Origin of the sequence: Candidatus Poriferisodalis sp. (assembly GCF_965208485.1) — a bacterium.
Classification (GTDB): domain Bacteria; phylum Actinomycetota; class Acidimicrobiia; order Acidimicrobiales; family Poriferisodalaceae; genus Poriferisodalis.
Genome location: NZ_OZ242344.1, coordinates 1940999 through 1961845 on the forward strand (window position 1 = coordinate 1940999; position 20847 = coordinate 1961845).

Sequence of the window (20847 nt, forward strand, 5' to 3'; positions counted from 1 at the left end):
CGCCGATTCACGGGCACAAAGCCGCAGGACTGGCCGAGCAGCCCCGCTTCCACGATGTGAACCGGACGGTCGTCAGACGCTCGGCGACCTCGAGGCCGAGCGGATGTAGGGGACGACGGATTCTCCGGCGAGAATCGGACCACTGGTATGCAAGTGGCAGCGAACGTGGCCACCGTGTCGGGCGACGGTCGGCGTCGGCATCATTTCGGTGCAGATGTCCATCGCGAACGGGCACCGGCTCGCGAACGGGCACCCGATCGGCAAGTCAGCCGGACTCGGCGGTTCCGAATCCCTCTTGAATGAGCGCCGCAGCGTCCGACGGTCGGCTTGCCCCGCTGGGTCCGGAACCGGCACCGAAGCGATCAGCATCTCGGTGTAGGGATGCGCCGGCGAGTCGTGCAACCCATCCGCATCGCCCTGCTCGACCAAGTAGCCGAGATACATGACGCCGATGTCATCGCTGACATGCCGAACGACATCGAGGTCGTGACCGATGAACAGGAAAGCGACCCCAGTGTCGGCTTGCACTCGCTTCATGACATTGAGCACTTGACTCTGGACCGACACGTCGAGCGCGCTCGTCGCCTCATCCGCGATGATCAGCTCGGGCGCCACCGCCAGCGCCCGGGCTATGGAAACCCGCTGGCGTTGCCCGCCCGACATCTCGTAGGGATAGCGGTCGAGGAAGTCGTCCGTCAGCCCCACCTCGTCCAAGAGGCTCAGGATGCGCTTCTCGCGCTCCGGACCGGGCCGTATGCCGAAGTGACGTGTGATGCCGTCCCCGACAATCGTCCTGACCTGGTGCACTTGGTTCAAGGACGAGTACGGGTCCTGCAAGACTGCTTGGACGCGTTTGCGGAATGCCAACTCCTCGTGCGCTCGGACGTTGGTGACATCGACGCCCCCGAGACGGATCGTGCCTGCTGTGATGTCCGCGAGCTGAAGAATCGCCCGCGCCACTGTGGACTTGCCGGAGCCAGACTCCCCAACGAGGCCGAACGTTCGATGCCGCTCGATTGAGAAGCTGATTCCGTTCACCGCCTTGATCGTGGGCATCGCGCTCGCAAACAAGCGCTGCCGGCCCACGAAGTGGACGTGCAGGTTCTCGACCTCCAAGAAGGGGACCGTCATGCGGAATCCTCAGCGGGTGCGCCGAATGTGAACTCGGCGTGACGAACGCACCGTACCGACCCCGAGCCGACGATTTCCATCTGCGGCACGGCCTCTCGGCACTGAACGTCCGCGAACTCGCAGCGCGGGGCAAACCGGCACCCCAAGGGCCAAGCGGCTGCTGAGGGCACGATCCCCGGAATCACCGGCAATTCGCCATGTCCGTCATGGCTCTGAGGCATCGTCTCGAGCAGCTTCTGCGTGTACGGGTGACGCGGGCGCGAGAAGAGGTCATCGACGCTTGCCGTCTCGACGACCTGACCTGCATACATCACCAGCACCCGATCGGCAGCGTCCGCGATCACGCCGAGATCGTGCGTGATCAAGATGACCGACATGTGATGGCGATCCTGAATGTCGGCCAACAGGTCGAGAATCTCGCCCTGCACGGTCACGTCGAGCGCGGTGGTGGGCTCGTCGGCGATCAGCAGCTTCGGCTCGCAGGCCAGCGCCATGGCGATGCCGACTCGTTGTGCCATGCCGCCAGAGAACTCGTGCGGGTACTGATCGAGGCGCCGCTCAGGGTCTGGCACCTGCACTTCTGCCAGCAGTTCCGCTGCCCGAGTCCACGCCTCAGACCTGCTCATGCCGGTATGAATCCTCAGCGACTGCGACAACTGGCGACCCACCCGCAGGGCCGGATTGAGCGCTGCAACGGGTTCCTGAAAGATCACTCCGATGTCGCTGCCACGGATCTCCTGCCACTCCCGTTCCGGCAGGAGGGTGACATCGCGTCGGTCGAACTCGACGCTTCCCTGCGTCATGTAACCCGGTGCCGGGGTCAGTCCGAGCGCTGCCAACATCGTCATGCTCTTGCCCGAGCCCGACTCTCCAACCACACCGAGCGTCTCTCCCGGGAAGACCTCAAGCGAGACACCGCTGAGCACCTGACTTGCACCCCCCCCCGGCGCGGGGAACTCGACGCTGAGTTCGCGGATCGACAGGGCAGCGCCAGCGGCGTGGGGTTCAGCCGCCGGCCGGACGAAGTCTCGTCGTGGGACTGACAGTGCATTGTGAGAGGCGTCGCGTCCCAGCGAGTCGCGAATGGCGTCGCCGAGAAGATTGAATGCGAGCACTGTCAGCACCACCGCCCCGCCTGGGGGAATGATCTGCCAAATGCCCTCGAGGCGGAAGTCGGCGCGCGAGCGCGCGAGCATGACCCCCCAGTCGGGGTCGTCGAGCTTCGCGCCGATGCCCAAGAAACTGAGCGTGGCGCCGATCAGGATGACTGCTCCCGAGATGATTGCCACCTGCACGACGAGCGACGGCAGCAGATTCGGGGTGATGTAGCGGCTCAGGATCGTGGTCGGCGACAGTCCTGTGATTCGGGCTGCGTCGACGTACAGCTCTTCCTTCTCCGCGAGCGTCACGGCGCGCGTGAGGCGTGCGAACCGCGTCGCCATCGCAAGCCCGACCCCGAGCATCGCCGATGTCAGGCTCGGCTCCAGAATGATGATCACCGCCATTGCGAGCAACACGATCGGCAATGAGAACAGCACGTCGTTCAGCCACATGACCACGCGATCTGTGCGGCCTCCGCGCCAACCCGAGAACAGCCCCACCGGCACGCCGATCCCGATGGCCACCGCCATGGCGATGAGAATCGATGTCACTGCGAACCGTGCGCCGTGCACGACCCGGCTGTAGTAGTCGCGACCTTGGCTGTCGGTTCCGAGCCAGTAGTCCCAACTCGGGCCTTCGAAGGTGCGCGTCAAGGTCACGTCGCCTGCGTAGGGGTCGTGAGGGGCCAAGAGACCGGGCCAGACCCAAGCGAGCGCCAGCAGCGTCACCCAGACCATTGCTGCAACGGTCAGGGGGTTGCGGAACATGCGCTGCCAGAATCGTGTGCGGGCATTCGTGGCAGTGGGCCTTGCAGCAGCCGAGATGTCGCTCACTTGGTGAGCCTCACCTTCGGGTTCAGCAGTCCGTAGCTGATGTCGACGAGCAAGTTGACAAAGAGCACCACGATGCCGACGACGAGCATCGAGCCCTGCAACACCGTCACGTTGCGCGTCTGGATGGCGTTGGTCAGCAGCGTGCCCATCCCGTTGATGTTGAAGACCACTTCCACCGTGAAGGTCAAGCCGAGGGCAGCGGCCGCTCGAAAGCCGATAGCTGTGACGGTGGGGATCATGGCGTTGGGCAGCGCGTGCTCGCCGATCAGCGAGGTCCGCCCGACGCCGCGGGCTCGGGCCGCGAGCACATAGCGAGACTGCAGTGCATTGCTCATCGAGCTGCGCAGCTGGCGCTGGACGAGCGCAACGGTCGGCAATGCCAGCCCGAGTGCCGGCAGCGTGATGCTGCGGATCCACCCCCACACGCTCTCGGATGGTCGCGTGTAGCCGGCTGGGCTGAGCCATCCCCACTTCACGGCCAGCCACCACGACAGCAGCATGGCGAGCACGAACCCCGGAGCGGCGATCAGCGCAGCCGAGGCGATCGAGAGTGCCCGATCGGCGTTTCCGCCAGGCCGAACCCCCGACACGATCCCCATTGCCATGCCGGCGACGACACCTATGACGAGGCTGTACGTGACGATGCTGAGCGTGGGTCCGATCCGGTCGGCGATGAGGCTGGACACGCTGACGCTCTCGTTCTTCAGCGATGTGCCCAGGTCACCCGTGAGAGCACTTCCGAGCCAGCGCACGAATCTGACCGGCACCGGATCGTCCAGACCGAGTTGGCGCTCGACTTGGTCGATGCACTCCATCGTGGCGCCCTCGCCGCAGACGGAGCCGGCGATCGAGCCTCTCGCTTCCATCGCGACGGCAATCGCGAATGAGATGACGGCAATCGCGAACAGCAGGGGAATCATCGCCAGCAGGCGGATGCCGATGTAGCGAGCCATGAGCAGACGGCCTTCAGATCACGTCGCGACGCGCCGACCTGCCCGGATGCTCAGAGCCGGGCAGGTCGGCTGTCCCGAAGAGGACACTGAGCACGCCATACGTCCTCGGGGTCGGCGCGGGCTCAGGTCTCAATCGTTTCAATCGGCGCGGTCTCAGCTCTTCGTGACGCCGTGGGGCCAGAAGTGAATCGGCAGGCCTTGGGTGTGCTGCAGGCCCTCGACACCGTCCTGATACGCCACGACTGTCGTCAGCGTGTTGTTGATGATGAAGATGCACTCCTCGAGCATGATCTTCCAAGCCGCTGCCACATCGGCCTCGCCGTCTGCGAAGTTCTTCCCCCTCGCTGCGGTGACGAGCTCGACGACGCCCTCGGGGCTGGATCCGGATGGGTTGAAGCCCGCAGTCCCCGTGCGGGCAACGAGCGACATCAGCGCATTCGGCTCGTTGAAGGGGATGATCTGAACCGGGTGAGCACCCCGTGCGAGCCGGCCGAACATCTCGCCGCCGGTCGGCGGGTCCAGCGCCTCGTTCTGCATGGTGATGCCCAACTCTGACAGAGCGGTGCTCCACGCAGAGGACACCGTGGGCCAGAAGCCTCCGGGCAGATGCCCATTCGTGAACGTGAATCCCTCCTCGCCGGTGGCATCGAAGCGTGCCTTGGCCGCTTCGATGTCGAAGTCGGGCACGTCCAAGTCGTCGATGTAGGCGTAGTCAGACGGGTTGGTAGCGAACTGGTAGTTGACAGCGTCCGGGTCGTTGAGCTGCGACTGGATGCCCTGACGGTTGAGCGCCTGAGCCATGGCGCACCGCACCTCGCGATTCGCCAGCTGCGGGATCTGCTCTCCTGTCCAGTCCGCGACGACGAAACCGATGCGCACCGTGAAGTTTGTGGAGATGTCGCCGGTCGTCAGGATGTCAAGATCGTTCAGTCGGACGACAGCGGCGTCGTACTGGCCTGCGTTGAACGCGTCGACGCGCGCGACCTGGTCGATTGCAGCAATGAGGCTGACTGTCTCGAGGCCCACGAGGCCCGGCTGCCAGTAGTCGGCATTGGCAGCCAAGTCGTTCTCGGTGAAGTCCGGGTTCGATCCGATCCACACGTACGGGCCGGTCCCGATTGGGCTGCCCGCAGCGCTGCCGAGTGCTGCAGGAGACACCATCAAGCCGGAGTTGCGGATCAGACCGCTGAGCAGCAGGATCTCGCCGGGTCCGGCGAGATTGAACTGCACCGTGTGCTCATCGATCGCCTCGACCGTGTCCACGATGCCGAGCTGGCCGGCAACCGGCGGGATCACCTGCGGTGGCCCAGCCGTCTTGACGAACTCGACGTTGGCGACGACGGCGTCGGCGTCGAATGGCGTTCCGTCGTGGAAGGTGACGCCCTCGTGCAGGTAGAACGTCACCTCACTGCCGTCGTCGTTGGTCTCCCAACAGCGTGCGAGCCAAGGGACGACGCTGCCGTCCGCATTCTGCCGGACGAGGCCCTCATAGATCCAGCCGTAGTAGGCAAACGTCGCAGGGGTTTGGTCGTCGTGCGGGTTCAGCGAATTGAGCGCGATTGATATCGCGTAGGTGAAGTCCCCGCTCGGTGCGAATGTGCCTGGCGCCAGTGGTGGCACGTCGGCTGCGCAATTGGCAGTCTCGGCGACGACTACCTGTCCCAAGTCGGCGGTCTCTTCCTCTTCGGTCGGCTCCTCTTCGCTCGGCGTTGCGGGACTCGCCCCGTCGGGGGCGGTGGCCACCGGTGCGGTGTCGTCGTTGCTGGCCCCAGGATCCTCGACGATCGCAGGCGGGGTGCCTGTGGCCCCTTCGTCTCCGCAAGCCGCGGCGATCAGGCTGAACGCGAACGCAAGGCCGATGCCTCGTTTCCATCCGATTCTGCTCATTGACTCATCCCTTCTCCCCAGTTCTGAGAATGCCGCCACGCATCGATTGCCGACGGCGAACAGTTCAGCGAGTGGCTGTGATACTAGTGCCCGGCCAGTGCCCATTCGCGCTGCCGCTTGAACTCAGCGATGTCCGACGGTTGCGGAAACACTCAGCGCTGACGGCTGACCAGCGTGCAGTCGCGGCGAGGAACGAGTTCCGGTTGGGTTCGGGCTCACGCAGACCGCGGCGAACCCGAGGTCTTCGACGCACCTGTTGGGCTCGGCGAGCATGTGGGTGGCATCGTGGACGTCGGGAACTTTGCGGCCATTGTCCTTGCTGAGGACTCCTACGCGCATAGTTGTCGTTCCGTTGGGCTGGCGAGGCACCCTAACGGGGGGTCGCGGGGGTCTACGGCACAAAGCCAGACGTGGCGGCGGACCAGATCGCAGCGGCAGCAGTGCCAAGCGCAAGGTACGGGCCGAGGGGACGACTGGCGCGGATCCCCTGCCTCGCCATCATCACCACTGCCTCCGGGAGGGCCGCCAGAAAGCTCGCTGTCACGCCGAGCAGTGCGACGTGCCACCCCCACCAGCCGCACACGAGACCGTTGAGCACGCAGAAGCGGACGTCTCCGAAACCCATCGAGGGCGGGTGAAGCAGGTGAATGAGCAACACGGGCGCGCTGCCGACAAGTGCTCCGGCGAGAGCGCCGAGCAATCCGTCGACTTCTCCGCGCAGCAGCGATGCCCCGGAATAGAGCACCCAGACGAGCGCCGCGGTCGGCCAAATGAGCTTCGTCGGCAGCAGGCGAGTCCGGAGGTCGGCGATCGACAGCGCAACCGCCGCAGCGCCCCACACCGTCATGGCTGTGGCCACAAGTGCCGACGCCCAGGTCATGCCGTCATGCCGACGGGTTCTCGGAGGGACAACGCGAGCAGTCCCGGACGCGCGGTCCGCCCGCATGGCCGGCCGCCGGCCGACCGACGTTCAGCCCGCGCGAGTCCATAGCCCCCCGTTCGATCGGGCGAGACGGCAAATGCTCACCGTGCTCACCGTGCTCACCGTGCTCACCGTGCTCACCGTGCTCACCGTGCTCACCGTGCTCACCGTGCTCACCGTGCTCACCGTGCTCACCGTGCTCACCGTGCTCACCGTGCTCACCGTGCTCACCGTGCTCACCGTGCTCACCATATGTCCCGGTTGTCTCGAATGTCCGGGTTGTCTCGATGTCTTGGCTAAGTTGGCAGTGTCGTGTCCGATCCAACCCACGAGCAGGCCGGTGAGATGCAGCGCCAGGTGCGGCCGGTGGCCATGCCCGGCGGCACAGAGAAGCGCCGCTACGGCTTGGTCATCATCGGCGTCGTGCTGGTGGTCGGCACCGCATTCGGCTTCTGGTTCATTCTCGCGAGTGTCGACGAGCGTCAGCAGTACGTCGTGTCGTCTCGGGACATATCCCGCTGGGAGCGAGTGAGCCAGAACGACTTCAGAACCGTCGAGGCGAACGTCGCAGACGCTTCCGTGATGACGGTCGGCCAACTCGGCGCCATCTCCGGTCAATGGGCTTCGGGATTCATCCCCGCTGGCACGTTCGTCACGCCGCGAATGTTCCGTCCCCCGCCGCTGTCCAGCGCAGAGGAGTCCCGCAGCATCGCGATCCAGGTGACGCTCCCGGCCAACGAGGTCACCTATGGTGCGCTCGAAGTCGGCGATACGATCGCTCTCATCGGACGTGAGACGTCCAATGATCCGAGCCAAGCGTTCGGGACAGGCGAGGGGCTGATCGGCGGTTCCGCCTCGCCCGCGGGAAACCTCACGCTCATGGGGACGCTTTCTCTCGATCACATGGAGGGCGGGAACATCGTCTACGTCGTCGAGCCCGCGAGGGCATTGGAGATCCAGAACTTGGTGAGTCGCTACATGCGAGCCGAGGACCGTCAGATCTGGCGCCTGGGCGCCGATCTGACTGCGGAAGACGTCAAGAGCGCGCTGGACGGCGCGGCTGCTACGGTGGACGGAGGCGGATAGGACCAATCACCTTGACGAAGCGGTGGAGTTGAGCGAGACTCAGCGACTGAGGACAGACAAGAGCGAGGCAAGCCAACCGAGCGCAGCAAGCGAAGAGCAAAGGGTTCATGAGCGGGCAGGCTCCACGGCAGATGTGGATCTGACTTCTCGGGCATGACATGTTGACCGTCTACAGCAGCTACAGATCGCCGGGAGCGTCCACAACCGCGATCTACTTGGCTGCGCAATGGGCGTCCACAGGCCGCCAAGTGCTGCTCATCGAAGCTGACGGCACCGCTGGCACGCTGAGCCAGAAACTCGGCATTCAGTTCACTCCCGGCACTGCCTCGTTCATGGCTTCAGGCAAGCCGGTGACGGCTGCAAGCTTGGTCGACCACGCGCAGGACGTGCTGTTCAACGACTTGCACGTCATGCCGACGCCGTCGAGTCCCTCTGGGGCGAGGTCGATTGCGGAACGGTTCGCGCATCTCGGCGAGGAGCTGCGCGACATCGCCGACAGCGAGATGGCAGTCATTGTGGATGCCGGGAGGCTGACTCCGGAGGCGCGCGCGTCCGAGCTCACGACGAGCGCCGCTGCTGTGCTGATCGTGACCCGCGACAATGCTCAGCTGCCGAGCCTCGAGCATGTGCACGGCGGGCTCGCCGAGGAGCCCGACATGCCGGGACCGTTGGGCTTGGTCGCGACCGTCGGCCCTTCGCCGCTGAAAGAAGACGAGTGGAGGTCGCAGCACGGCTTGAGCTTCGTGGGGAGCGTCGAGCTCACAGCCGAGCGGGGCACCGACCTGTCCATGTTCATGTCCCGCGGCAAGCGCAAGTCGCGCAAGCTGCGAAGCAGCATCGACAAGCTCGCAGACAAGCTCTACGAATTCGCCTTCCCTGCCAGTGCGTCCGAGCCTCGGATTCGCCTGCCGTCGACCCGATCCGAGGACGCGAGAGCCGAGCCTCCGCAAGATGATGCGGCAGAGACCGAAGCCGCGGATGAGTTCGGTGCGGCGACCGCTCCCGCGACGAGTGCTTCGCAGCCCTCAGGCGCACTGCAGGATCCGGCGTATCCTCTTCCCGATCCGGCGTATCCGCTTCCCGACGAACTCGCGGCGGGCGGTCATCGCGCTGCAGCGGCGCCCGCCGCCGACCCGTACGTGCAGACCGGGCATTTCCAGGCTGCGCCGCAGCATCCCGAACGCACCCAGCCCGCTCAGCGGGACCCGGACAGCGTGCCGCATGCCTACGGCGGCCAAGTCCCCGCCGAGGCGCACTACGGCTGGCAGCCCTATCCGGAGTACGGATACCAGGCGCCGGGTCCCCATCCCGGTCAGGGAGGGTACGTCGAGGGAGGCATTCCAGCGCCCGAGCATGCCCATTACGGCCACGCAGCGCCTCCGGCCACCGTGTACCAGCCGAATCCCGAACCGGCTCAGCCCGCCCACTATGCCGAGCACCGCCAAGGAGCCGAGTACCGCCAAGGGGTCCCAGCATTTCCCCCCGGTTCTGCACAGCAGGTCCCGCACTACTCGTATCCGGAAGAAGGCACGGCCGGTTACTGGCAGCCCGGCCATGCGCAGCCGGACTATGCCCCTGAGACAGTGCTCCCCCCGCCCCATCAGCATCCGCACGAGACGCCTTCGCTGACGCCGGAGCACAGCCCGTACCCTGAGTACCCCGAGCACGGCGTTCCAGCTGACCTCGAGCCGGAATACGTCATGCCGGCGGTGCCGACGGGGTCGTTCCGCGCGTGGGCCGAACAACTCCACGGAGAGCAGGCGAGCGCTGATTCCGGCGAGCCGCCCGTCAGCCCGGGCGCGACGGCGTGAGTCCCTCCGAGCCGGGGTTCCGCGATCTGCGGCAGGCGGTTCCCTCGCATGGTGCCCTGCGATGAGCGAGACGACGGAGCATCGCCCCGGTTTCGACCTCTTCCAGCGCAGCCGCGACGATCTCCTGCGCCAGTACTTGGATCTGCAACGCAAGAAGCTGCCCGCCGAGGTCATCGGCGAGCGCTTGATGGCGATCGCCGACCGGATCCTGGAGCAGAACGACACCGCGTCGGTGATGCGAGGCGGCGCTCAGATGGATGCGGAGAGCCGTCGGGATTTCCGCGCCAGTGTCCGTGGGATCATGGGCGGCGGTGCGCTGGTGCCGTTGCTCGAGCGCCCCGACGTCGAGAACATCCATGTGCTCGGCCACGACACGGTGATCCTGTCGCTCGCCGACGGCAACCGCGTCATGGCGCCGCCGCTGGCAGAGAGCGACGAGGAACTGGTGATGATGATCCGCCACTTGGCGGCCACGGCCGGTCATACCTCGCGTCGATTCGACACTGCGTCGCCCATCTTGGACCTTCGGCTCTCCTCAGGTCACCGTCTGTTCGCTGTCACAGCGGTGGCCGAGCGGACGTCCATGGTCATCCGGCGTCACCGGATGCTCACTGCGTCGCTCGACCTTCTGCTGCAGTCGGGCACCATCACGCCGCAGATGGTTCCGGTGCTGCGCTCTGCGGTACGGCCGCCGGACCCGGCGAACATGCTGGTGGTCGGGGGCACGGGCGCCGGCAAGACGACCTTGTTGCGTTCGCTGCTCTCGGAGGTGCCCCAGTCCGACCTCATTGTCACCGTCGAGGACACTCTGGAGCTTCATCTGCGATCGTCCGGCCTGCATGAGCGGACGCTGGCGCTCGAGACCCGCACGTCCAACACCGAGGGCACCGGTGAGATAGCGATGTATGACCTCCTGCGGGCTGCCCTGAGAATGTCGCCCGACCGGGTGATCGTGGGCGAGGTGCGCGGCGGCGAGGTCATGCAGCTGCTGCAGTCGATGGGCATCGGGGTCGACGGCTCGCTCGGCACCATCCACGCCGGCAGCACCGAGGCCGCCATCAACAAGATCCTCATCTACGCACAGCGCTCGCCAGACGCTCCGACTCCGGATTCTGTGCTCCGCGAGATCGCTGAGGTGCTGCACCTGCTCGTGTACATCAAGAAGCTCCCCGACGGGCGCAGAGCGATCACGTCGATCCGTGAGGTGACGGGCTACGCCGATGGCGAGGTGCTCACCAACGAAGTCTTCGCTCCGGGTCCTGACGGCACTGGGGTGTATGCGCGGCCGTTCAAGCCTGACGGGGAGGCGTTGGCACGGCTGCGGGCATCCGGGTTCGACCCTGCCATGCTCGGTGCGCCGCTTGCAGCCGCCGGGCCGGCACAAGCGGCGGGCTACCGGCAGCCCCATGCGCACTTGCGATTTCCTCAATCGCAGCCTGGCCCCGGACAGGCGCCGCCCCAGCCTCGGCAGCCACAGCACTCTGGGCCACGTGCGCCTCACGGCGGTCAGGGACCCTCGCCGCAGCCTCCCCGCCCCCCGCAGGCGCCGCCCGCGGCCGGGCCGGCCGTGCATGAGGCGTCACCGCGCCCGAACGGCCGTCCTGAACCCGACCGTGAAGCCCCCGTCATTCGTCGCCTGCCGGCGAAGGAGGCATAGGGCGTGGGCAGTCTCACGGCAATAGCACTCGGGGCGCTCGGCGGTCTCGGTGTCCTGTCGGTGATCGTCGGTTTGCGGAAGGCTCCGCTGCGTGCGCCCCAGCAGCGCCTGCGCGACTTCGATGCCGAGAACCTCCGAGCACGGGCACGGAACTCCAGCTTCGATCCGCGGCTGCTGATCGGGCCCGGCTTGGCCGCATTGCTCGCCCTCGGAGTGTGGAGTGCTACCGGCTGGCCGGTCGGCGCACTCATCGGGGCAGGCGCCGGCCTCGTGGCGCCGAGGATGTTCTCCGCCCCACGGCAGCGGCAAGCCGTCGCTGACGAGATCGAGGCATATTCCCAATGGACGGAGCAGATCAGAGACTTGGTTGCGGCCAGCGGCTCCCTCTTCGAGGCCGTCACGCTGTCGGCGCCGTCGGCGCCGCCGCTGCTGCGACCGCATGTCGTGCAGATGGCGGCGCTGGCCCGCACGGTCGGCCTTTCCTTGGCGATGGACTGGCTCGCGGCGCAGTTGAAGTCGCCGTACGCCGACCGGCTCGTCTTGGGCATGAACATCGCGTGGGACTCGGGGGCGCGTGTGACCGAGGCGTTCGAGAGCGTCGCCCGCTCGATGCGCAACGAAGTCGAGATGCGGCGCCGCAACGAAGTCGCAAATGCGCGGATTTGGACGCAGGTGGTCTCGATCGTCGGCATCACCGTGGTGTCGGTGGTGCTGATGTTCACGTTCAATCGCGGCTTCTTCGATCCATTCGGGACTCTCGTCGGCCAGCTCATCCTGTTGGTCGTGGGCTTGATGATCTTCGGCAACATCCTGTGGGTGCTGCAGTTGTCGTCCTCGGGGGTGCCGGTGCGACTGCTCGACCAGCAGGAACTCGAAGAGCGCACCGCGGCCCTGTCCGCCGCGGCGGAGATGGCGGGTTCATGATCGCCCAAGCGCTCGTGATGGCTGTCGCCACCGGTGTCGGCGTGGTCATGATCGTCGCGGGGCTGCGCCGCCGGCCGTCGCAACCGCTGCCGGGCTATGGCGCCAACCTCTCGGCGATGTCCGGCGCGACGCGACGCGCTGCCGGGAGAGTCGAGCGTGAACTGCGGCGCAAGCAGCAGCTGTCTCAAGACGCCGAGATGGTCGGGCGGTCGCTGGAGAGCCATGCGCTGGCCAAGCTGGGCGGACTCGTGGTCGGTGCTGTGCTGCTGGCGTTCGCTGCGATTCTGGTCTCGGTGGCCTTCAGCATCGCGGTGCCGGCGTTCGGGGTGATCGCAGTTGCCGCCGGCGGGGCACTGCTCGGGTGGTGGCTGCCCGACTCGATCATGCAGACCGACGCCGAGAATGAGCGCGATCGGTTCCAGCAATCCGCCGAGGCGTGGCTGGAGCTCGTGGCGCAGCTCGTCACTGCGGGCGCCGATACGCACGCCGCGCTGCACGAGGCGGCTGGGTACAGCAATCAGCCGGCGTTCGCGGCGATTCGCGATTCGCTGCTCGAGGCGTCGGCGGTCGGCGAGCCTCCGTGGGTCGGGCTTCGGAGGCTCGCTGAGGCTCGGAGGCTGAGATTCATGGATCCGTTCATCGCCGCCCTCGAGCTGGCGGGCACAACCGGGGCCGGCGCCCGGCAGGCCATCCTGAGCCAGGTCGACGCAGCTCGCTCGAAGTCGTTGGCCGCGGCCGATGCAGAAGCTGCCTCCGCAAGCGAGAAGATGGGGGCCCCGCTGGCGCTCATCGGCGGAGCGTTCATGATGCTCATGGGCTACCCGCCGCTGGCCGGCGTCCTGAACACAGACTCCGTCCCGTCCATCCCGACTGGCTTGTGAGGCGCAGGCGAAGGTGCCGGCCAGGGATGCCGGCACGGGCATGTCCGCGGCCGCTTGACGAGCGGTCAGGGCGCGTGGGCCGACGCTGTGCAGCGGGCGCAGTTCAGGCCGGAATCTGAGCGCTTGGGCAATGCGAGGGACGTCGTCGCGCTGAGGCGACCATGCGGGCGAGTCCGGACTGCTAATCTCATGGTTGTGCGGTCTCGTCGGGGACGCGAAGCACGGCGCTCCGGCGAGACAGCCGGGATTCAGCACTGACTTGCAGGACGACTTAATCTTGCAGACCGAAAGGAGGTGCAAGATGGCTGAGACACTTGCACTGGCAGCAGGAGTGCCGGCGGCACTCGGGGCAGCATGGTGGGCATCACGCCGAAGCTGGTCGCCTGCGCATGCGGACAGCCGCGGCATCGCGTTGCAGACCGTGATCGTCATCGTCGTGATGCTCGTCATCGCCGGCGGCGTCGCCGGCGTGCTGCTCTCGCGAGGCAGTGACGTGATCTCTGACCTAGAGAGTCAGGATGTCGGCTCCATCACGGCTGACAATTGCACGACCATCAGAAACGGAGTGCTGGGAGTACTCGGCGGGACGGAATCGTGCCAGTGGACTGGAACAAGCTCTAATCCTGTGTCAAGCACTGCCTGCACCGTCGCGGGAGGCACATTCACCGTCGCCGGTACTGCGGTCACCGCGGGTGATAGCAGCCTCGCGGTGGGTGCGAGCAGCAACGTGGGTGGCGTGTGCCGGGTGGTGTTCTAAACATTGCGGCTCCGTTGTATCCGAAGAAGGTGCTTGGTGTCCCGGGACGTACTCCGGTCGGGAACCACGTCATTCGCTTCGTCTGGGTCACAACCCGGTTGCTTCCGAGCGAACGGGAACATTGCCTGGGTAGGGAACTCGTGACTCAGCCGGAGCGAGATTGTCCCGATGTCGCGTTGCGCAGCCTCTGAACAGAGATCTGTCCTTTCGGGCAATGATCAACGCGGAGAGGTCTTCCCGGTGGCGATCCTCTTCGGAGGGGTGCTGTTCACCATCCTCATCGGTGTGCATGTCGTGCTCGTGTCGCTGGCTCGCACGGCTGCGCAGTCCGCCGCGGACCGCGGCGTGGCAGCGGCTCAGTCTGCGCCGCTGGGTCCCTCGACCTGCGGCACGCTCGGCGGGTCCCTCACCGGCGGCGCCGTCACGCCGGCCAGCGAGCGCGAGTGCCAAGGGGTCGTCGCCGCGTGGACTGCGATGAACGCCACCGCCGGCATGGTCCGCCAGTTGCGGCCTCCGGCTGTGACGGTCGACGACGACGTCGGCGTCGTCTCTGTGGTCGCCTTCGGCGTGATCCAGTCGCCGGTCATCGGTCCCATCCGCGTCGCGGGCGCTGCCTGCGGGCCGCTGGAGAGGGTGGAGGGCGACGAGCCGTCGCGTGGCGACGTCTCCGCCTGCTGAGTCCTCCGGATGGACTGAGACCGTGCGCTCGCCCCACCGGTCCCGGCGCATGTCGCAGGCCGGCATGTCGGGCTCGGGCACGGCGATCGGCGTCGCCGTCATGTTCCCCATGCTGATGCTGGTGATCGTGGCGCTCCAAGCGATCACATCGGCCACACGCACCGAGCAGATGCTCCAGGCGGCAGTCGACCGGGCAGCGCACTCGGCGTCGATGTGCTGCGAGCTCGCCCAGGACGCGATCGCGATGGCAGAAAGCGCCATCAGCCTTGCCGGCCGCCGGCTCTGCACGAACGACGTCGTGGACGACAGCACGATCTCCATCGTCGACGCCGAGAACAACAGCCTGGAGTCCTTGCTGCCCACGCAGGATGAGATAGCTGCGATGCGTTTTGCGCAGTGGTACCTGTACGTCACGTATGGCGGGGCGCAGAGCCAGACCGTGCCCGTCGGCGGCCAAGTGAGAGTGGCGATGTCGTGCCGCTTGAGGCCGTCTCAGCTTGGCGTCACCGCATTGCCCGATGCCGTCGTCGAGCGCCGAGTGGTCGGGGTTGCGACGATCGGGCCGTTCCACTGGCGCGCCGAGCAGTCCGGGGCGTGATGCCGGCAAGCGCCGTCGGGCAGCGTCGCCGGGCGTCCGTGTCGCTGAGGCCGCGTCCCCCCAGCAGCAACGGCCAGCGGGGCGACTACGCCATCTTCATCGCGGTCATCGTCGCAGCCCTGCTGCTGTTCGGCGGGATCGCGTATGACGCCCCCCGCCTCATCACGGCTCGCCAGCACGCGGTCTACAACGCCAGCGAGGCGGCCAAGGTGGCTGTCGCGACCATCGCAGCGGGCGGCACGCAGGCACATGCCAGCAGCGCAGTCCAAGCACGGCTCGCGGCGGTCCCGGCGCTGTACGGCGCGCCGACCTCTCTGCTGCGCTTGGAATGCGTCGGATCTCTGGTCGAGGTGACCGTGCAGACGTGGTACCGCAATCGATCGGCCTTGGCTGTGTTCCGCGAGCGGCAGACCATCACGGCCACCGGTGCGGCTGAGGCCCAGCTGATCGGCCCCAGCGGTGAGCCCAGCGGACGCGGCTACCTGCCAGAGTGCCCGCTGACGATCTAGCCGCCGCGGTGTGCTGGGGGCGCGGAGGAAGGCTCATTCCGGCGAGGCGTCCGGGCTTGGACCAACGAGAGCCTGCGAGCGGCTATTCTGAGTGTTCCTGTGGGTAAGCGTGGCTTCTTCTCACGACTCTTCCGTCGGCAGCCGAAGGCGGAGCGTTCGTCTGGCGCGGTCGGAGGTCGGAGAGGCCGACGCAAGGATCGCAAGGCGCCCCCCGCGGCACAGCAGCCCGGCGAAGCCATGCGGGGCGACAGTGACGAGAGCGTCGCTGAGCCGTGGTATCGCCAGTCTGGTCCGCTGTTCGATGAGTCGTTCAATGACCGTCCGCCGAGGCAGGTGACCGGCGAGTCTGGTGCTGGGCGGCCTGTGGCCCCGTCGTCGGCAGCAGGAGAGGCCCTCGACGTGCTGCCGCCGCATGTGCCGATGATCCAGCGGATCGAGGATGTGACCCAGCCGACGGCGTCGGCGATGCCTGCCTCGGTCGCCGGGCAACCAGCGATGCCTCACGGCGGGTTCGACCCGTTCGCCCCACCGTCCGACGACGATGACGAAGAGTCCGACTTGGGGCGCCGAGAGGATGCCGAAGAAGCTGCTGCAACGAGCCGAGACAGCGGATTCGAAGCGGACGGGTCCGACGACGCAGAGAGCGAGACAAGCGAGATTGTCGACGACACCCGCGGCGACCCTGACGGCGACGACGGAATCGGCGACGACGGCGGGGATGCAGCGCCTGGGGTGGGTGGAGCTGATGCCGCTGGTCCGGGATCTGACGTCGAGGACCCGCTGCCGGCTGCCGCTTCCACGGAGAGCCTTGCGCAGCACGAGCCGCCGAATGAGCCGCCGATGGTCGTCCCGGTGCGGGGCTACTACCTCACGCGCGGCGACGACACGCTGCGCAGCGTTGCGGCCCAGTTCCTGAATGCACCCGAGCGCTGGTCAGAGCTGCGTGCCGTCAACGCCGCGCACCCGCAGATCGCCGACGCCGACCCCGACGAGTTGCTGGAACCCGGCACGGCGCTCGCGCTGCCCGGAGATCCGCTCCCGTGGGGTCGGCCGGACCCGGTGTATCTGTGGACGCTCGCCGAGACCTTCCTCTACACCGCATGGGGTCGGGAGCCATCTCCCGAGGAAGTGGTGCCGTTCTGGCGAGGACTCACCCGTGGTGCACTGCCCGAAGGGGAGCAGCCATCGCCGGGCAACGAGCTGCCCGGGATCGCCGAGGCCGGAGGCGCTGCAGCGACATTGCTGCCGCCGCCTTTCGAGATGCCGGCGGCGGAGGTCGTCGAGCCTGAGGAAGCCGACGAACCTGAGACCGCAGACGAACCTGAAGACGCAGGCAAACCTGAGGAAGCCGACGTCGCGCCCAAGGAAGCCGACGAACCTGAGACCGTCGAACCTGAGACCGCAGGCAAACCTGAAGACGCAGGCAAACCTGAGGACGCAGACGTCGCGCCCAAGGAAGCCGACGAACCTGAGACCGACGAACCTGAGACCGCAGGCAAACCTGAGGACGCAGGCGAACCTGAGGAAGCCGACGTCGCGCCCGAGGAAGCCGACGAACCTGAGATCGCAGGCGAACCTGAGGACGCAGACGAACCTGAGGACGCAGACGAACCTGAGACCGACGACACACTTCCGGTGGAGGCCCCGGTCGGCGAGTTGACCGACGACGAGGCCGACGCGCGGATTGCGATGGTCGAGGCGGACGACACAGGAGCTGTTGCTGCTGTCGAGGCGCCGCCTCCCGAGGGTGTGGAGTTCGAGTCCGGGCCTGCGGGCACGCCGCCGGATCTGGCCTATGAATTCTCGTACGAGCCGGTGCCGCCGGATCTGGCCGATGAGCTCTCGTACGAGCCGGTGCCGCCAGATGATGCGCAAGCAGAGTTGCTCGAGGAACAAGCAGATCTGCTCGAGGAACTGGTCGACGCCGCAGAGCAGGCCATTGACGCAGCGATAGTGCACGAGCCACTCGATCTCGAAGACATCGAAGCAGAGACCGTCCCTGAAGCAGCAGTCGTCGCTCCGCGCCTCGATGACGGCGACATTGTCGATGCGACCATCATCGAGGGTGCGTCCGAGGACGACGTGATCGACGACGTCGTCGAGGTTGAGGTCTTTGGGGACGTTCTGGCAGAGGAGGGTGTCGCAGAGGACGACGTCGTCGAGGTCTTCGAGGACGATCAGATCGTCGGCGGGATCCAGATCCCGGACATGCCGGCGCTGGAAGACGTGTCGGCGCTGGAATCAGTCATTGAGCCGCCGGTTCCGCCACCCTCGGTGGCGCCACCGGTGCCGCCGCAGTCTCCGGCCCTTCATGCCGACCCTGCTTACGGCGTCGAGGCGCCCTTACTGGAGCCGCCTCCGACCTTCGAGGACTGGCTGAGCGAGTCGGACGATGCTCCGCCCGCCACCGATCCTTCGGCGCCGTATGCAGGGCTTCCCGCCGCCGGTTCAGCCTACGAGTCGGCAATGCCGCCCGAGTCCGAAGCGCCGCGCGTCCCGCACTTCCTGCCATCGGTCACCGGGTCGTTCGCGAGCCAGCAGCCTCCGGTTGCCCGGTCCACTCCCCTCGGTCGCAGCCTTGCCGGCACGGCCGTCGGGGATGCCATGATGCTGTGGCAGCTCGCTCGACGGCGCCGCTACAGCCGACGGGACGCTGACGCTGCCGGTGCGATCGAGGAGGCTCTCCAGCAGAGCGCCGGGAGCGAATCGCTCCAGCTCATCGAAACCGCAATGCGCCACCTGTATGCAGTCACGGTCGACCTGCAGCGGGCCAAGCCCAGCGTGCTGGCCGTTCGCGTCGGTACCTACGGGTTCGAGGTGCTCCTCGACAAGCCGGTCGAGACGCCACCCGGATGGCGGTCGGCTTCGGGCGGATTCGTCTTGGAATTGCCCCAAGGCGTCACAGCACGCGACTTGAGCGTCGTCGGCCAGGGACCCTCGCTGTGCCCGGCCTTGGTCCCAGTCGGCAACACGTACGAGGGGCCGTTGCTGCTGAACTTGGAGCAACTCGGTTGTCTCGCCGTCTCCGGGCCGAGCGGCCCAGCCGCCAGCCTGCTCGGCGCAATTGTCAGCGCTCTGGGCTCGTCGCCGATGGCGAGCGACCTGCGCATCACTGCTGTGGGCCTCGACAGCTCAGCGGGAATGATCGGCTGGGAAGCCGTGCGCTTCGCGAATTACGACGCGCCCGAGCTCGAAGCGCTGCTGGCCTCCGCACATGGCCTCGGCGACGGCGCCGTCGAGTTGCTCGTCGTCGGACCCGGCAACGATCTGCTCATCCAGCGCGCCGGACAGGTGGCCACCGCACCGGACTCCCGGCTCTCCCTCGTAGGCGCGACCTCTGCGGTGAGCGCTCGCTGGCCTTGGCGCATTCATGTCGACGATACGGGCACCGCGGTGGTGCATCCCATCTCCATCACCATGACCGCAGCTCGAGCACTGTCCCCCGAAGCGATTGCCCAGCTCGGCGGAATGGTGCCCGGCAGTGCGAATCCCGCTGGTCTCCGATGAGCATGCCGCCATTCCGCAGTGGCCCACGAGGCCGCAGCGGAGGGTGTTCGAGACTCATGCGACTGCTCTCGAGCGTGCTCGCCTCGGCTCTGGCTGTCGCAGCATGCGGCATCGGCTCTGCCGAGAATTCGCTGGAAGGACCCAACGGGCCTGCATTTCAGGCGCCGGGCGAGTCGGCGGACATCCTCGCGTTGAGGACCGGTGCAGGCATCGCCGCAGCAGGAGGGGATCTGTCAGCGCTCGACGCTTCCGAGTGCGCCCTCAACCGGGCTGTCCGGCTCGCGTATGTCGGGCCCGATCTGAGCCAGCTCGATTCCGTCGGTCTGGGTTCGCTGGTGGTGGAGGAACCTGTTCACATCATTGAGGCGTACCTCGCCGAAGTGAACGCGAACGGAGGACTGCACGACAGATGCGTGCAGTCGAGCGTCCACTTGTGGAGCTGGGACGATCCTGAGGGATCGTTTCAGCGCATCTGCGAGCAAGTTCCTGCCGAGTCGCCGCTTGTGGTGCTCAACCTCTTCGGTGACGTGCGGGGAGTGAGCTGTCTCACCACCGATGCGGGACTCGCGATGTTCGGGCTGTATGCGTCCGCGCCGGCGACCATCCAGCGACTGTCGCGCGGCAACCTCTTCTTGGATGTCGGAACGGCCGGCTACCTGCTGGGCAACAGCATCGACATAGCGCGCCGGTCGAGTCTTGTTCCTGAGAGCGGGCAATTCGGATTGCTCTTCGGGGGACCGCTCGGAGCGGATCCGTCACGTCGGGAGTACAACATCGGCGCGGACTTCGACCAGGTCGCGACGGTGACCGGCGATCTCAACCGCATACCCGGCGTCATCACTCACGTTCCCGCCCGGTTCGGCCGTCTCCCGCTCCTCGGCCCTGAGGGTCGCGTGCGACTGCTCGAGAGTGCGCTCACGCCGGCGGAGGTGACAGCAGCCACGGAACAAGCGTCGAGCCTGACCTCAGAGCAGACAGCGATTCTCGGCGAGATAGAGCAGTTCTATCTCAATGCCGTGACGGACCATCGGGACAAGGGCGTGATCGCTGTGTACTCGACGGCCGCATGGTTCGAGTTGCGCCGCATGATGCGCGCCGCAGAGCGCATCGGTTGGCATCCCCTGTGGATAGCCAACGACATCCAAGGTGCGACACTCACGCTGACCGGTGCACCTCGGGCTCAAGCCGACAACTTCTACCTCGTCAGTGCCCGGCGAACAGCGGGCGACGAGCTCGCCGATCTCGATCGAGGGTGCGTTGGCCTCCGGAGTTCGGCCCCCGGATCACCGCCCTTCACACACCGGCACCACACCGACGCTTGGAGCGTCCTCGTTGCGACCTGCGATGCGCTCGACGTGACGATGAGCGCATTGTCCCGTGTCTCGGGACCGTTGTCATCTGAGGCGTTCGTCGAGCAATTGTCGAACACGCACTACGAAGCGGGATACGGGGGCCGGATCGGATTCGGCCCGGGCGACTACTCCGGAGCAGATCGCTTTCGAGTGCTGCGAGCCGATCCAGACTGCGTCCTCGACGACTGGGGGTGCATGCGCGCTGTGACGGACTGGTTTGAGTCCTCGACCGCACAGACGCAGGGAGGGGGATGAAACTC

The 20847-nt window shown here is 66.6% G+C and carries 17 protein-coding genes; 11 read left to right on the forward strand and 6 right to left on the reverse strand.

Going from position 1 to position 20847, the window contains the following annotated elements; all coding sequences use genetic code 11:
- Positions 1-72: 72 nt before the first annotated feature.
- The 6 genes from ACOGXQ_RS09000 to ACOGXQ_RS09025 form a co-directional block, all read right to left on the reverse strand.
- Complete coding sequence (locus ACOGXQ_RS09000) at positions 73-1131, reverse strand: ABC transporter ATP-binding protein (RefSeq protein WP_419947069.1); 1059 nt, start codon at positions 1129-1131, stop codon at positions 73-75.
- Entirely contained in the window at positions 1128-3065 is a 1938-nt protein-coding gene (locus ACOGXQ_RS09005) for a dipeptide/oligopeptide/nickel ABC transporter permease/ATP-binding protein (RefSeq protein WP_419947070.1), read from the reverse strand. The genes ACOGXQ_RS09000 and ACOGXQ_RS09005 overlap by 4 nt, the downstream gene beginning before the upstream one ends.
- Positions 3062-4018 (reverse strand): ABC transporter permease, encoded by a 957-nt coding sequence (locus ACOGXQ_RS09010; protein WP_419947071.1) that lies wholly within the window; start codon positions 4016-4018, stop codon positions 3062-3064. The genes ACOGXQ_RS09005 and ACOGXQ_RS09010 overlap by 4 nt, the downstream gene beginning before the upstream one ends.
- 153 nt (positions 4019-4171) lie before the next feature.
- Entirely contained in the window at positions 4172-5905 is a 1734-nt protein-coding gene (locus ACOGXQ_RS09015) for an ABC transporter substrate-binding protein (protein WP_419947072.1), read from the reverse strand.
- A 391-nt stretch (positions 5906-6296) separates the two neighbouring features.
- The gene (locus ACOGXQ_RS09020) at positions 6297-6785 is read right to left on the reverse strand and encodes a prepilin peptidase (RefSeq protein WP_419947073.1); all 489 of its coding nucleotides are present in this window, start codon (positions 6783-6785) and stop codon (positions 6297-6299) included.
- Between the two features lie 90 nt (positions 6786-6875).
- The gene (locus tag ACOGXQ_RS09025) at positions 6876-7067 is read right to left on the reverse strand and encodes a hypothetical protein (RefSeq protein WP_419947074.1); all 192 of its coding nucleotides are present in this window, start codon (positions 7065-7067) and stop codon (positions 6876-6878) included.
- 72 nt (positions 7068-7139) lie between these two features.
- Between ACOGXQ_RS09025 and ACOGXQ_RS09030 the strand changes: the two genes are divergently transcribed.
- The 11 genes from ACOGXQ_RS09030 (at position 7140) to ACOGXQ_RS09080 (ending at position 20842) form a co-directional block, all read left to right on the forward strand.
- On the forward strand, positions 7140-7913 hold the full coding sequence (locus tag ACOGXQ_RS09030) for a hypothetical protein (protein WP_419947075.1): 774 nt from the start codon (positions 7140-7142) through the stop codon (positions 7911-7913).
- 158 nt (positions 7914-8071) lie between these two features.
- Positions 8072-9724, forward strand: a complete 1653-nt coding sequence (locus ACOGXQ_RS09035) for a hypothetical protein (protein WP_419947076.1) — start codon at positions 8072-8074, stop codon at positions 9722-9724.
- 61 nt (positions 9725-9785) lie between these two features.
- Positions 9786-11381, forward strand: coding sequence for a CpaF family protein (locus ACOGXQ_RS09040; protein WP_419947077.1), 1596 nt, complete (start codon positions 9786-9788; stop codon positions 11379-11381).
- A gap of 3 nt (positions 11382-11384) precedes the next feature.
- Positions 11385-12305: a type II secretion system F family protein gene (locus ACOGXQ_RS09045; protein WP_419947078.1), complete on the forward strand. Its 921-nt coding sequence runs from the start codon at positions 11385-11387 to the stop codon at positions 12303-12305.
- Positions 12302-13186, forward strand: a complete 885-nt coding sequence (locus ACOGXQ_RS09050; protein WP_419947079.1) for a type II secretion system F family protein — start codon at positions 12302-12304, stop codon at positions 13184-13186. Before ACOGXQ_RS09045 ends, ACOGXQ_RS09050 begins: the two co-directional genes overlap by 4 nt.
- Before the next feature lie 301 nt (positions 13187-13487).
- Positions 13488-13943, forward strand: coding sequence for a hypothetical protein (locus tag ACOGXQ_RS09055; RefSeq protein WP_419947080.1), 456 nt, complete (start codon positions 13488-13490; stop codon positions 13941-13943).
- Between the two features lie 240 nt (positions 13944-14183).
- On the forward strand, positions 14184-14621 hold the full coding sequence (locus ACOGXQ_RS09060) for a hypothetical protein (RefSeq protein ID WP_419947081.1): 438 nt from the start codon (positions 14184-14186) through the stop codon (positions 14619-14621).
- Complete coding sequence (locus ACOGXQ_RS09065) at positions 14599-15219, forward strand: pilus assembly protein TadG-related protein (RefSeq protein WP_419947082.1); 621 nt, start codon at positions 14599-14601, stop codon at positions 15217-15219. The genes ACOGXQ_RS09060 and ACOGXQ_RS09065 overlap by 23 nt, the downstream gene beginning before the upstream one ends.
- Positions 15219-15728: a hypothetical protein gene (locus tag ACOGXQ_RS09070; RefSeq protein WP_419947083.1), complete on the forward strand. Its 510-nt coding sequence runs from the start codon at positions 15219-15221 to the stop codon at positions 15726-15728. The genes ACOGXQ_RS09065 and ACOGXQ_RS09070 overlap by 1 nt, the downstream gene beginning before the upstream one ends.
- Before the next feature lie 237 nt (positions 15729-15965).
- Entirely contained in the window at positions 15966-19235 is a 3270-nt protein-coding gene (locus ACOGXQ_RS09075) for a hypothetical protein (protein WP_419947084.1), read from the forward strand.
- A 56-nt stretch (positions 19236-19291) separates the two neighbouring features.
- A complete protein-coding gene (locus ACOGXQ_RS09080; RefSeq protein WP_419947085.1) occupies positions 19292-20842 on the forward strand; it encodes a hypothetical protein in 1551 nt (516 codons plus the stop codon).
- Positions 20843-20847: the final 5 nt, after the last annotated feature.

Coding starts and splice junctions, on each gene's coding strand:
- ACOGXQ_RS09000 (WP_419947069.1), bottom strand. CDS start 1,131: ATGACGGTCCCCTTCTTGGAGGTCGAGAACCTGCACGTCCACTTCGTG.
- ACOGXQ_RS09010 (WP_419947071.1), bottom strand. CDS start 4,018: ATGGCTCGCTACATCGGCATCCGCCTGCTGGCGATGATTCCCCTGCTG.
- ACOGXQ_RS09015 (WP_419947072.1), bottom strand. CDS start 5,905: ATGAGCAGAATCGGATGGAAACGAGGCATCGGCCTTGCGTTCGCGTTC.
- ACOGXQ_RS09020 (WP_419947073.1), bottom strand. CDS start 6,785: ATGACCTGGGCGTCGGCACTTGTGGCCACAGCCATGACGGTGTGGGGC.
- ACOGXQ_RS09035 (WP_419947076.1), top strand. CDS start 8,072: ATGTTGACCGTCTACAGCAGCTACAGATCGCCGGGAGCGTCCACAACC.
- ACOGXQ_RS09040 (WP_419947077.1), top strand. CDS start 9,786: ATGAGCGAGACGACGGAGCATCGCCCCGGTTTCGACCTCTTCCAGCGC.
- ACOGXQ_RS09050 (WP_419947079.1), top strand. CDS start 12,302: ATGATCGCCCAAGCGCTCGTGATGGCTGTCGCCACCGGTGTCGGCGTG.
- ACOGXQ_RS09055 (WP_419947080.1), top strand. CDS start 13,488: ATGGCTGAGACACTTGCACTGGCAGCAGGAGTGCCGGCGGCACTCGGG.
- ACOGXQ_RS09070 (WP_419947083.1), top strand. CDS start 15,219: ATGCCGGCAAGCGCCGTCGGGCAGCGTCGCCGGGCGTCCGTGTCGCTG.
- ACOGXQ_RS09075 (WP_419947084.1), top strand. CDS start 15,966: ATGCGGGGCGACAGTGACGAGAGCGTCGCTGAGCCGTGGTATCGCCAG.
- ACOGXQ_RS09080 (WP_419947085.1), top strand. CDS start 19,292: ATGCGACTGCTCTCGAGCGTGCTCGCCTCGGCTCTGGCTGTCGCAGCA.